11 protein-coding genes are annotated in these 13,089 nt (G+C 57.0%); 6 read left to right on the top strand and 5 right to left on the bottom strand.

Features of this window, described 5'->3' with window-relative positions; genetic code table 11:
• Positions 1–40: 40 nt before the first annotated feature.
• Both pedF and ACRY08_RS07125 read left to right on the top strand, forming a co-directional pair.
• Entirely contained in the window at positions 41–748 is a 708-nt protein-coding gene (pedF, locus tag ACRY08_RS07130) for a cytochrome c-550 PedF (RefSeq protein ID WP_432449214.1), read from the top strand.
• A gap of 5 nt (positions 749–753) precedes the next feature.
• Positions 754–1,665: a substrate-binding periplasmic protein gene (locus ACRY08_RS07125; protein WP_432449213.1), complete on the top strand. Its 912-nt coding sequence runs from the start codon at positions 754–756 to the stop codon at positions 1,663–1,665.
• Positions 1,666–1,668: 3 nt separating this feature from the next.
• Here the strand turns inward: ACRY08_RS07125 and ACRY08_RS07120 are convergent, their stop codons facing one another.
• From ACRY08_RS07120 to ACRY08_RS07100, 5 genes are all read right to left on the bottom strand, one after another.
• On the bottom strand, positions 1,669–2,553 hold the full coding sequence (locus tag ACRY08_RS07120; RefSeq protein WP_432449212.1) for an FAD:protein FMN transferase: 885 nt from the start codon (positions 2,551–2,553) through the stop codon (positions 1,669–1,671).
• Positions 2,550–4,568 (bottom strand): 4Fe-4S binding protein, encoded by a 2,019-nt coding sequence (locus ACRY08_RS07115; RefSeq protein WP_432449211.1) that lies wholly within the window; start codon positions 4,566–4,568, stop codon positions 2,550–2,552. The genes ACRY08_RS07120 and ACRY08_RS07115 overlap by 4 nt, the downstream gene beginning before the upstream one ends.
• A 59-nt stretch (positions 4,569–4,627) precedes the next feature.
• Positions 4,628–5,233, bottom strand: coding sequence for an ATP-binding cassette domain-containing protein (locus ACRY08_RS07110; RefSeq protein ID WP_432449210.1), 606 nt, complete (start codon positions 5,231–5,233; stop codon positions 4,628–4,630).
• Positions 5,220–5,813, bottom strand: a complete 594-nt coding sequence (locus ACRY08_RS07105; protein WP_432449209.1) for an ABC transporter permease — start codon at positions 5,811–5,813, stop codon at positions 5,220–5,222. Before ACRY08_RS07105 ends, ACRY08_RS07110 begins: the two co-directional genes overlap by 14 nt.
• Positions 5,814–5,986: 173 nt before the next feature.
• Complete coding sequence (locus tag ACRY08_RS07100; RefSeq protein ID WP_432449208.1) at positions 5,987–6,946, bottom strand: ABC transporter substrate-binding protein; 960 nt, start codon at positions 6,944–6,946, stop codon at positions 5,987–5,989.
• A gap of 149 nt (positions 6,947–7,095) precedes the next feature.
• Here ACRY08_RS07100 and ACRY08_RS07095 point away from each other — a divergent pair, with 149 nt between their 5' ends.
• The 4 genes from ACRY08_RS07095 (at position 7,096) to ACRY08_RS07080 (ending at position 13,022) form a co-directional block, all read left to right on the top strand.
• Positions 7,096–8,847, top strand: coding sequence for a PQQ-dependent methanol/ethanol family dehydrogenase (locus ACRY08_RS07095; RefSeq protein WP_432449207.1), 1,752 nt, complete (start codon positions 7,096–7,098; stop codon positions 8,845–8,847).
• 70 nt (positions 8,848–8,917) lie between these two features.
• Positions 8,918–9,625, top strand: coding sequence for a LuxR C-terminal-related transcriptional regulator (locus ACRY08_RS07090; protein ID WP_432449206.1), 708 nt, complete (start codon positions 8,918–8,920; stop codon positions 9,623–9,625).
• 21 nt (positions 9,626–9,646) lie between these two features.
• Positions 9,647–10,792, top strand: coding sequence for an FIST N-terminal domain-containing protein (locus tag ACRY08_RS07085; protein ID WP_432449205.1), 1,146 nt, complete (start codon positions 9,647–9,649; stop codon positions 10,790–10,792).
• Positions 10,785–13,022 (top strand): PAS-domain containing protein, encoded by a 2,238-nt coding sequence (locus tag ACRY08_RS07080; RefSeq protein ID WP_432449204.1) that lies wholly within the window; start codon positions 10,785–10,787, stop codon positions 13,020–13,022. The genes ACRY08_RS07085 and ACRY08_RS07080 overlap by 8 nt, the downstream gene beginning before the upstream one ends.
• Positions 13,023–13,089 lie beyond the last annotated feature (67 nt).

The raw sequence follows: 13,089 nt of genomic DNA, 5'->3' as shown, positions 1-13,089 counted from the left end.
CAAGCCAATTAGAAAGTTTCAAAAGCTTGGAGGAGACACAATGAAACTCTCGACACGGATGCTTGTGCCACCGTTCATTCTTGCCGCCGCTGCCGCTTTCGCTCACGGCGACGTAGCCCCACAGGCGGTAGACACAGCTGGCCTTCCTGACCTTGGTGAGGAATGGCTTGAAGAAAACCCCTGGCGTGACCCGGCAGGCGAAAACTGGCAAACTGCGATCGACATTGGCGCATCTGGCTATAACCAGAACTGCGCACGGTGCCACGGTTTGGAAGTGGTGTCCGGCGGACTTGCGCCGGACCTGCGCTACCTCAGTGCAGATTGGGATGGTGATGAATGGTATCTTGAAAGATTCCGTCATGGCATGACCCAAAACGGGATCACGAAGATGCCAGCCTTCGGTGACCTTCTTGGACAAGAGGCCGCGTGGGCGATCCGTACCTATGTCGAGACCCGCCCGGATGACGGCGCTTTTGATGACCATCAAACCCGTTTGTCTGCGATCCGGGATCTTCTGAAAGATCGTGCAAGCGAGGTTGAGGGTGGTGTTGATGTGGCGTCGCTGAGCGAAGAGGTCGCCGCGCTGCGAACCGAGCTGACCGACATCAACGCGGCTGCCGAAACCGGGTCGGACGCTCCGGTGGCGGAATCTGCGGTGTCCCGCGCAGCAATTGCGCTGGATGGGAGTGCCACAAGCTTCGCCAAAGCCGCCGAGATTCTGACCATCGGCCTGTCAGCTGCAAACTGATCGGCGTGCGGTTTTGGGCTCATATTGTCTTGGTGTTCGGCCTGTTGGCCGGCACCTCCGGGTCCGCGCTGGCGCGATGTGAAGATCTTGCCAAGGGCTATGACGACGTGGTCCCGAACCGCGCGGACACCCGGATCAATGTTGGGCAGGACTTTGACACGATCCTTGAACGTGGGTTTCTGACGTTTGCCGTCTATGATGACTTCGCCCCGTTTTCATGGGAGGAAGCCGGCAAGCCCAAAGGCATTGATATCGAGATCGCGCGCATCATTGCCGAGGATATCGGGGTAGAGGCGCGCTTCAACTTCGTGACCGCCGACGAAAACGTCGATGCCGATCTGCGTAATCAGGTCTGGAAGGGTCCTTTGATCGGCGGCCGGGTGTCGAATATCATGATGCATGTGCCTTACAGCAAGGACCTGCAATGCCGGAACGAACTTGTTGTGCTGAACGGTCAGTATTTCAACGAGACATTGGCGACGGCATATCGCATCGACGTGTTCCCGGACGATGCCCCGACAACACCCTATTACCGCTTTCACAAGGTGGGTGTAGAAAACCACACGATCTCGGATTTCTATCTGTCGAACTTCAACGGCGGTATGCTGCTGCCCAACATTCGCCATTACCCCGAACATGAAGATGCCTTTGCGGCAATGGAGGCAGGGGAAGTGGATGCCGTCATGGGCGTGAAGAGCATTCTTGAGCATCTCGACCAAAGTGATGCCATCGAAGTGGCCACGCCGCCGCTTGTGAACTTCGCGCTCGATACTTGGACGCTGGGCATCGCCGTGCGTCACAATTTCCGTGAATTGTCCTATGCCGCCGACTATGCGATTTCGGATGCGTTGGCAGATGGCCGGATCGCAGCCATTTTCGAGAAATATGGCGTCAGTCACGCCGCCCCGGAATATTGAGCGTCAGCCCAATCGGGTCACGTCGCCTTCGGGGCTTTCCAACCAGATATTGACGATCCCGAGGGCGCGAAAATCAAGCGCGCCGATCTTTGATTTGGGCATGAGCGAAAGCGCAGTGGAATACCCGTCCGCAAGCGCCGAGCTTTGCGCCTGAACCGTGACGGTTTTCCAAACCGGATCGCGTCCCAAAGGATGCACGATATGCGCCTGTCCATTGGCGCGTGTCATGGCGCCAGGAGCACTGGTCGCAAGGCCAAGATTTACCAGATCGGTATACCCCAACCGCTGTGCCTCATCGTTCTCGATGCCCAAGCGCCAATCCCCTTCGCCCGCCGCGAATTCCCCGAGATTGACCAGATGTTCGATCTGTCCACGGCGCTGCAAGAGACGAGACAGCCGATCACTTGCATATCCCTGCGCGATCCCATTCAGCGTCAGGGCTGTGTCTGGTTTTTCGAACCGGATGACGTCGCGTCGGACGTCAATCGTTCCAAATCCGGCAGGAGAGATTGGCGAAGCGTGCTCAGCTTGCCAGACCGACTGTATGGTTGGGTCGAAAACCCCGTCAGTCACGGTCCAAATCTTTTCAGATATATTCAACAGTGCAACCAGATCGTCAGGCGGATTGTGCAACACCCCTTCCCGGTTCAACTGCGAAATGGCCGAGTGGGGACGGAACAGGCTGAACACATTTTCAAGTCGTTCAACTTCGGTTTCAATCGCCGCGACCGTCCTGTCCGCGTCTTCGCCGCGTTCATGAAACACCACGGATAGATCGGCCCCAAATCCGCGCCCGTGCCATTCGCGCAGGCTTGGTTTGTACCGCGTGCACGCCAAGGCCCCCAGTGCGGCTGCCCCAAGTTTGATGACATTTCTTCGCTGCATCATGACGCGCGTGCCCTTTTCTTGTCGGCGACGATCAGTGGCACGCATTTGTTGCGATCTTCGTAGATTTCAACGCATTCCAGGCAGCCAAAACACTCGGAGTAGTCGACCTTGCCCGATGGTTTGATGGCCTTGTATTCGCATTTGACCTTACACAGCTGGCAAGGTGATCCGCATTCTGCCCGGCGCGTGATCCATGGGGTCAGGCGCAACCAGCCGCCGAGTGCCATCAAAGCCCCAAGAGGGCAGAGATAGCGGCAATAGGCTTTGAAGACGACGGCCGACGCAAGCAGGCAGATCACAGCGTAGAACACATAGTACCATTCGCGCTGAAAGAAGACCGAAATGGCGGTTTTGAAGGGTTCGACTTCGGCTGCGGTTTCAACCTGTTCCGGGCGATAGAGCAGGGTCGCGATCAGACCCGCCAACACGACGTATTTCAAGAACTTCAACCGCCGATCCCACATGCCCGAGACCGTCAGTTGTCGAACGCCCAAACGCTTGGCGATCGCACCGACAAATTCCTGCATTGCGCCGAACGGACACAACCAGCCGCAAAAGAGTGCGCGCCCCCAGATGAAGAAACCGATGATCGCGGCAATCCAGATCACGAGAGAAAACGGGTCGTAGAGGAGGAAGCTGAGCGATTTCCCCGCCATAACGGCGGACAGGGTCGCAATGGGGGTCAGGATGGAAAGCTGCCCTTGCCCCCACCAACCGATGAATCCCAATGTCATGGCAAGAACGCTGAAGCGTGTCAGCCGGTAGTGGGCGCGCTGAACGAAATGACGGTTGAACAGCATAAGCAGGAAAACCAGTTCCAAGAAGAGTACCAGAATGATCAGATCCGTGCGGCGGTTCACCAATGCACTTTCAAAGGGGGACAGGGGTTTTGGTGGCGTCAGGATATCGAAAAACCGGTCATCGGCACTGACCGTCCAGCTGAACCGCGCTTGTCCCAGCTCGGGCTGCAGCATTCCATGCTGACGAACAGCCAGAAGGCTGAGTTGCCAGTCACGCACAGGGTTAAACCCCAACCGACGATCCAGCCGCAATACTATGGCTTTGCCGTCTGGAACTCCCGGTTTCAGGTCGATCAGAAGGTCGGCATCCATGACAGACACCGGAAATTCGTCTTGCTTTGCCTCGATCCACGAGGGCGCGGTGTTGCGGACGAAATCCTCGGACACCAAGCCGTGATCCCCGGCTTCGATCAGCAGCAAAGTTTGATCATCGGGAGAGATGTCTCCCAACCGCTGCCAATCGCGCAGCATGCGGGGGCCCATGACCGCCTTGGCCACAGATGGCGCCGTTACGTCCACGATCCACAGATCAATGAAAGGGTCGCTGTCCGTGGCGTCAGGAAAGGGATCATCGCTTTGCCACGTTGTCCCTTCAAATTCGGCGCGCACTTCACCATGCGTGGTAACCACGTGGCGCGCCAGACCTTGCTCCACCAACTCGGGCCACGTGAAGTTCATGTCCAGGTCAGGCTTCACAACCACTTTCTCTTGCGGGCGGGCAATACCCTTCAGCTTCTGGCGAGCAACCTCGCGGGCTGCAGCCATGATACTTTCATGGGCGATCCTGACCGACGCCGTCGCCTTGGTCACGCCGTCCAGATAGACCAGCGACCCTCCGCCACCCGAGCCGTAGTTGGTGCCGATGGTGATGGGCGTGTTGATGGACAGGCCGCGGTATTGTTCAAGGAACTGTCGAAACGGGGCCTCACCCAACCCCGACACAAAGATGGGTTCATTGTGGTTCAGCAGTTTCACGTCGATGAAACCGCCATCCATGTCCAGCAACACCATGATGTTGATCGATGCTCCCGAAAAGCCGGGAAGCGGAGATATGGCTTCGGACTGGATGACATACCCACCGCGCGCGCCGCTGCCATTAAGCAGCTCCCACACGCCTTCTATATCTGTGGGCTCTCCAAGGCTGTAGGGCGCAATCACGGCGTCGCGAAGCTCGGCCTCATCAACCAAATCCGCCGCTGCCCAGTGAGAGCTCAAGACCAGCCAAAGCGCCCCCACCATTGCGCAGAACAGCCGTTGGATGATGCTTTTCCATCTCACAGTGCAGCAATCTCCGCGCCGGTCTGGACCACGTCACGCAGCTCAAAGCTGTCAGCGCCAAGCGCCGCAGCTTCATCTTGCGCGTGTGTCACAAGAACTAGCGCGCTTCCTGTTTGGTCTAAAAACCTGCGCGTAAGCGCAAGCATCTCTTGCCTTAGGCTTTGATCAAGCGAGGCAAAGGGCTCGTCCAGCAGGACCAGAGGTGTTGGTGTCAGAAAGCAACGCGCCAGCGACAAACGGCGCTGCTGCCCAACCGACAGCTGACGCGGAAAGTGATCTGCCTTGTCATGCAGGCCGACCTGAGCCAGAGCCTTTTGAATGTCGTTGTCCGAGGCACCGGGGTGAAAGATTTGCAGGTTTTCTTCGGTCGTGCGCCATTCCAGAAGGGTTGGGTTCTGGAACATCAGGGCGATTTCGTCAGGCGCTTTGCGGGTCCCGACAAATCGCTTATCCAGACCTGCAATAATGCGAATTAGCGTTGTCTTGCCCACACCTGACGGGCCGAACACTGCGACCCGATCGCCATGTTTCAGATCAAGATGCACATTCTCCAGAACGGTGTGACCTGCGAAAGATTTGCGGTGAAGGTCAAGCTTCAGCATCGACGCGCCACCTTCCTACCCGCTTTTCGCTGGGCTGCATGATCGAGAATTCGATGAACAGAATGCAGATGACGAAGCTGAGCGCATAGGCCAGAACGCCCGTCACATCAAAGAGCGAGAACTGTGTGTGAATTTGTCGCCCGATCCCGTTTGGGCGCCCCAGAAACTCTACCACCAAAACGATTTTCCAGATGACCGAAAAGCCGGTTCGCGCTGCGGACACGATATGTGGAAACAGCTCGGGCAGAATGATGTGGCGCAACTTCGTCAGCGTTGAAAGCCGGTAGACGCCTGCCAGGTCGCGCAGCGCCGATGATGAGCTGCGCGCGCCTTCCCGGATGATCGTCGTGGTCATCGGCACTTTGCTAAGCGTGACCGCCAGAACCGCCGCAAATTCGTTCAGGCCCACCCAGAGGTAACACAGGACGATCAGGACAAGCGCGGGCAGGTTTAGGAAGATGATCAGCCACGGATCAAGCCACGCGTCCACGTTATCTGATCGGCCCATGGCATATCCCAAAGCGCCTCCGATGATCATCGCTAATCCAAAGGCCGCCGCGACGCGCCAGCCTGTTGCCACCAGATTCTCCTGCAATCTGCCCTGCTGCCATAACGCGCGCATCTCGTGGAAAACTTGCATCGGGGACGGCAAGACCTGCGGATCCCCCAGCAAGACCGAGAGGCCGTGCCAAAAAAGAAGGAACAGCCCCAAGGAAAAGATACGTATGCCAGTGTCGCGACGCATAGACCGGACTAGCTGCCGATGAACAGCCCGGCAGGAAGGGTTGTCGCCTTCCCGACAAGATCTTCGCCGCCAAGTTCGCCCATAAGCCCCAACATGTCTTGCACCGCATCGGTGTCGATCTCGGTCCCGCCGGGAATGCCCGCAATGAACCCGGCCTTAAGGGCCTCGAACTGAGCGTCGTTTTTGGGCTTCATGCGCGGGCGGACAACCTCCCAAGCAGCTGCATCGCTGCGCAGAATGTCCTTGGCCGCGCGTGATGCGGCGTAAAGCGCTTCAGAAAGCTTGGGGTCCATGTCGCCGTTCACGATGTAACCCAAAAGCGGCGTGGTTGGGTTCAACCCAAGCGTTTCAGCCGCTTCCTGGACCGAGATGATCTCGACCAATCCCGCAGCCTTGGCCTTCGCCTGGAAGTGCCAGAAGTTGATCACCGCATCGACCTCGCCGGTCAGGGCGGATTTGAACATCAGCGGCGGCGCGCCGAACTCTTGTTTCGTGATTCTTTGCAGATCAAGGCCAGCCGTCTTTTCGGCATATGCTTTCAGGATCAACCAGCTTTTATCCAGCGGGCCACCTGCGATGCCAACGGTCTTGTCCTCCAATCCTGACAAGTCCGAGATGCCGCTTTCTGGCTTTACCATGATGCCGCCAACGGCCGTCGAATAAGGAATGAACTTAAGGTCGCGCCCTTCCGCGCGCTGACGCGCCGCCCACACAACATCTGACACCATCACGTCGATTTCGCCGCCAAGGAAAGCGATGTCTGATGCGTTGCCACCACCCATGGGAACCACCTCAAGTGTGAAGCCGTTCGCCGTATCAAAGCCATTGTGCTTGATCGTGTCGAGTTCCCAGTTCACCGTGCCAAAGGACAAGGCACCAAGCTTGATGACCGGCAAGTCTGCCGCCACAGCCACCTGTGCAACACAGGCAAATACCGCGCTGAACGCGGCCTTCTTGAATCCAAACATAACAGTCCTCCCTGTTTGTAAGCAGCGTAGGCGCGCAGGGGGCGCATCTTCTATACGACCAATTGGCAATACCTTTCAGGCCGAGTTTCCGCGAGTTTTTTGGGCGACAGGAATCTGGAGTTTCTGTCGTCTCGGAATGGGAGGACACGATGAGGAAATTACTACTGGCGACGACTGCGACACTGTTCGCGGCGACGGCGTCGATCGCGGGGGTGACCGAAGAGGACATCGCCAACGATCAAAACATCACCACACAGATCGTAAGCAACGGGATGGGGCGTCATCAACAGCGCTTTAGCCCGCTCGACATGATCAACAAAGAAAACGTAAAGCACCTGGTTCCGGCCTGGTCCTTTTCGATGGGTGGCGAGAAACAGCGCGGGCAGGAAACCCAGCCGCTGATCTATGACGGCATCATGTATGTCACGGGTTCGTATTCGCGCTTGTATGCGATCGACGTCGAGACCGGCGAAGAAATCTGGCAATACGATGCCCGTTTGCCCGAAGGCATTCTGCCCTGCTGTGATGTGATCAACCGCGGGGGCGCCATTTATGGCGACAAGATCTATTTCGGCACGCTGGATGCACGGATTGTCGCGCTGGACCTGAAGACCGGCGACGTTGTCTGGAAGGACAAGATTGCGGACTACAAGGCCGGCTATTCCTATACCTCTGCCCCTCTGATCGTGGATGGGTTGGTCATCACTGGCAACTCGGGTGGTGAGTTTGGCATCATCGGCGAGGTGCAGGCGCGCGACGCTGAAACCGGCGACGTGGTCTGGACCCGTCCGGTGATCGAAGGTCATATGGGCACGCTGAATGGCGAAGAAAGCACCATGACTGGCGAGCTGAATGCGACCTGGCCGGGTGACCTTTGGAAAACCGGCGGTGGCGCCACCTGGCTTGGCGGCACCTATGATGCGGACACCGACACGCTTGTGTTCGGTGCCGGTAACCCCGCGCCTTGGAACTCGTGGCTGCGCGGTGCGGGTGACCAGAAAGATGGCTCGGGTGACAACCTCTATGCCGCGTCGCGGATCGGGATCGACCCCGCAACCGGCGAGATCAAATGGCACTTCCAGACCACCCCGCGCGAAGGTTGGGATTTTGACGGCGTGAACGAAGTTGTTCCGTTCGTCGATGCAGAAGGTAACAAGCGTTTTGCCACGGCAGATCGTAACGGCTTCTTCTACGTCCTAAACCGTGAAGATGGTGCGTTCGTTTCGGCCTCGCCCTTTGTGAAAGACATCACATGGGCTTCGGGCATCGATGAGAACGGCCGCCCGATCTTCAATGAAGAAAACCGTCCGGGCAACCCGGCGGATGCTGCGGATGGCGGCAAGGGCGACGTTGTCTTCTCGGTGCCGTCCTTCTTGGGCGGTAAGAACTGGATGCCAATGGCGCACAGCCCGGATAACGGCCTGTTCTTCGTGCCCTCGAATGAATGGGGGATGGACATCTGGAACGAGCCCGTCAGCTATAAGGAAGGCGCTGCCTACCTTGGGTCCGGCTTCACGATCAAACCGATCTTCGAGGACTATATCGGCTCGCTGAAGGCGATTGACCCGAACACCGGAGACATCAAGTGGGAATACAAGAACGATGCACCACTTTGGGGCGGCGTGATGGCAACCGCAGGTGGTCTGGTCTTCACGGGCACGCCCGAGGGCTATCTGAAAGCCTTTGACGCAGACAGCGGCGAAGAGCTGTGGAAGTTCCAAACGGGCTCTGGCATCGTTGGCCAGCCGGTCACCTGGGAGCAAGACGGCCAGCAGTATGTCGCTGTTGCCTCGGGCTGGGGTGGCGCGGTTCCGCTCTGGGGTGGTGAAGTGGCCAAGAAGGTCAACTTCCTGAACCAAGGTGGCTCGATCTGGGTCTTCAAGATCCCGGTCATGAACTGACCCAAGCCAAACTATGCGAAGCCCGCGCCTTGTGGGCTTCGCTCTTTCGTTATTTAATTTAGAGGCGAACATGAAAATGGCAGAGGTCGTCATGCCGAGTTTCGGTGACACAAGCGAACTAAGATTGTTGTTGATCGACGATCACCCGTTGTTTTGCGACGCGATGGCCATGACCGTCGGAGAGATTTTCGACGCCCCCCTTATCCAAACCGCCTCGACACTAAAGGAAGCTCTAAAACGAGTCGCAGACGCCGCGCCCGATCTTATCGTGCTGGATTTGAACCTGCCGGACGTGGACGGCGTTGATGGCCTGATCCGGCTGCGCTCGGCTGTTCCTGACGCGAAGATCGTCGTTGTGTCGTCGATCTCGGACAACCGCGTGACGTCAAGCGTTCTGGATTCCGGCGCCGTTGGGTTTGTCCCCAAAGGCAGCCCGCGTGAAGAACTTGTGCGCGCATTCCAGATCGTAGCGGATGGGGAAATCTATACACCAGAAGACTTTGTCGCGCCGCAGGGCGGGGGACTGTCGCAGGAAAATCAGGCGGTGGTCGAGAAACTGTCCAGCCTCACACCCCAGCAATCAGTCATTCTGAACCTGATATGCGAAGGCAAGCTCAACAAGCAGATCGCCTATGACCTTTCCATTGCCGAAACCACGGTGAAGGCGCATCTGACCGCGATCATGCGCAAGCTTGGGGTCCAAAACAGGACGCAAGCTGTATTACTCGCGAAAAAAGTCAGCTATGCTTCGCTGACGGGGGAAACCGGCGGCTGCTAGATTTCCAGGGAGGGGACCTGATTGAGCGAGTCTGACGCGAGCATCGTCAAGACCGTATCGGTCGATTTGTTGGCTGAAACGGATCCAGTCGCGGAACTGGTCAAGGCATTGGGTGACGGATCCTATGCCTGTATTATCGTTTTAGCGTCTCCCGCTGTGGAATTGGAGCACTTTACTGCAGAATTGCAGAAGGAATTGGATTCCCCGCATATTTTGGGCGCGCGTACGGCAGGCGAAATCTGCGACGAAGGCTATAGCGAACACAAGATTGTCGCGCTTGCTTTCCCGCAATCGCATTTCGCTGCGAGCGCGCGCATTTTTGAAGCCCTTGATGATCCGGACGAGGTTGCGATTGGTCGCGAAGTCTTGGCTCTTCGCCATGACGCACAGGCACAACGGCATGATTTTAAAAACGAGTTCGCGTTTCTTCTGGTGGACGGCCTGTCACGCCGTGAGGATGCGTTTGTTCTGAACATCTCGACAGCGCTTGGGTCGACCCAACTGTTTGGCGGATCGTCAGGCGACGGGTTGCGGTTTGAACGCGCGCCGGTTTTCTATAATGGACAAGTCCGCGACAAGGCCGCGATCGTGCTCGTTGTCCGCAGCGATTGTCGGTTCGAGGTGTTCCGAGAGGACCATTTTGAATCATCCGAGAAACGATTGGTCGTGACGGGCGCAATCCCTGAAAAACGCCTTGTGACCGAGATCAACGCCGAACCCGCCGCGCCCGAATATGCGCGGATCGTCGGCATTGACCCGAACCAGCTGTCTCCGTTCATTTTTGCCTCGCATCCGATCGTTGTCTCAGTCGGCGACCAACACCATGTGCGCGCCATCCAGCGTGTCGAGGAAAACGGACATCTTAGGTTTTTCGCGTCTATTGATGAAGGCATGGTGCTGACGGTTGCAAAGGCCAGAAACATCTCTGAGCATCTCAAAGAGGTGCTCGGAAAGCTGTCGGCGGATCGTGAACCGGACCTGATTTTTGCGTGTGATTGCATCCTTCGACGGCTTGAGGCCGAGCAAAAACAAGAAGTTATCAATATGTCAGCAGAGCTGAGAAAACACCGTGTTGTTGGGTTCTCAACCTATGGCGAACAGCACAATATGCTGCATGTAAATCAAACCCTTACTGGAATAGCGATTTATCCACCTGACCATGAGTGACCCGCATTCGACAGATGGCCTTTTGAAGGCAACCGACAGCCTTGAGCGCGAAAACGAAAAGCTCAAGGTCATTGTCGACAAGCTGATGTCTCGCGTGGAACGGGCGACCGTCGACAGCGCCAAGGGGTACATGCATTTCGAGCGCGCGATTGCTTTGGAAGGCGAAGTTCAGCAGCGAACCAGCAAGCTTGAGGAAGCGCTGGATGTGCTTCATGCCACGAATGCGCAGCTTGCAGCAGCCCAGCGCGAGGCCGAGAAAGCCCGGCAGGATTTGTCGTCAGCTGTTGAAACGATTCAGGAAGGATTTGCGATTTTCGACGCCAGCGAAACGTTGGTGATGAAGAACTCGCGGTTCTCGACGATGTTTCCGGACGTGGTGGGCGAGATCAAGCGGGGTATGAGCTTTGAAGACTACCTTCGTCTGACGGCGGGCAGCGCGTATATCGTGCGTCCCGGCGGCATGTCGGTTGAAGACTGGGTGAACCAGCGCCTTGCTGTTCACGAAAGCAACTCGGTGAACTTCACACTCGAACTGAAAGACGATCTTTGGCTGCAGATCAGTGAGCAGAACACGCCGGATGGCGGAACGATTGTCCTGCAGACGGATATTACCGACCATACCCGGCTTGAGCGTGAAGAGCGCGCCAAAATTCTGGACCAGCAAGCCAAGATCGTCAAAGCCACGCTTGAGCATATCGAACAGGGCGTCTTGATCTTTGACGCGGATAGAAAGCTGATCGAATGGAACGATGCGGCCATCGAAATTCTGAAGATTCATCGCAGGCTTGCACGTGCTGGGATGCGCCTGGCCCGGTTCGAACGGCTGTTTGAACCGGGTGTCGTCTTCACCCCCGAAAGCCAGCCACAAGTGGTCTTCGACTGGGCGTCAATCCACAAGAACCGCGAGATATTGCGTTGCGAGTTAGAGGCCATGAATGGCTTCCAATACGATGTTGTCGGGCAGGAAATGGCGGATGGCTCATTCCTTGTCTCGTTCAACGATGTCACCAAGCTGCGTCAGACCTATAAGGACCTACATCAGGTCAACGAAACGCTTGAGCAGCGTGTTGTTGAACGGACTGACGAACTTCGGGCCGCTCGGGATTCCGCGGAACGGGCCAATGCGTCCAAATCGCGATTTGTTGCGGCGGCCAGCCATGATTTGCTGCAACCGGTGAACGCAGCCAAGCTGTTCATTTCGTCTCTGGAACACACCGAACTTGATCCGAAACAGGGGACGATCGTCGGGCGAATTTCGCAAAGTTTTCACTCGGTCGAGACGATATTGGGCGCGCTCCTGGACATCTCGAAACTCGATTCCGGGCAGGCAGCTCTGAACATCTCGGAGTTTTCGTTGGATCAGATATTTGATCGATTGCTGGAAGAGTTCTCAGGCGCCGCCGCCGAGAAAGGGCTTGATCTTGCTGTTGTACCGACCAAGGCCCGGGTGAAATCCGACCCTGTTTACCTTCGCCGCATTCTGCAGAACCTTGTGTCAAATGCGATCCGCTACACGGAAACGGGCCGCGTATTGGTTGGTGCGCGCCACCGCAAAGAAGGCATCGATGTCTTTGTCATCGACACCGGCATTGGAATACCCGCCGAAGAACAAGAACTGGTCTTCAAGGAGTTCCACAGGTCCGATCCCGGCCAAGCGACCGAATCCGCGATGGGGCTTGGGCTTGCCATCGTGGAACGCGCCTGCGGGATGCTGCAGCATGAGCTGGAGCTGACCTCGACAGTTGGGGTGGGCACCTCCATTCGCGTATCACTCCCGCTCGCAGAGCAGGAAGAGTTGGCCGTCGAGACTGTGCAGCCCAGCCGGGACATCCCAGTGTCGCTTAAGAACGCATTGATCATGGTGATTGAAAACGACCCGACCGTGCAAGACGCCATGGAACGGGTGCTAGAGATCTGGGGCGCAGCGCCATTGATCGCTGCGTCCCTGGAAGAGGCCGAGGCCCAGATCGCTGAGCTTGGAATTTTGCCTGACATCTTTCTTGTAGATTACCATCTGGACGACAACGAAAACGGGCTCGACTTGATTGGCAATCTGCGTGGCAAACACGGCCCGCTTCTGTGCGTTTTGTTGACCGCGAACAGGTCGCCTGAGCTTGCACGCGAAGCGCACCAGCAAGGTGTGTTCCTGCGCTATAAACCACTGGATGTGGAGGATCTGCAGGAGCTTGTCGGCGGCCTGTTGGCAAGCCGATCAAACGCTCAAACCTAAGCCTTCGGCGAAAGAGAAAAACCCGCCTTCGAAGAGGCGGGTTTCCAGTTTTCGTGACAGGTCATGG

The organism is Aliiroseovarius marinus, from assembly GCF_050881025.1.
GTDB lineage: Bacteria > Pseudomonadota > Alphaproteobacteria > Rhodobacterales > Rhodobacteraceae > Aliiroseovarius > Aliiroseovarius marinus_A.
This window is presented reverse-complemented; position numbering and strand designations above follow the sequence as displayed.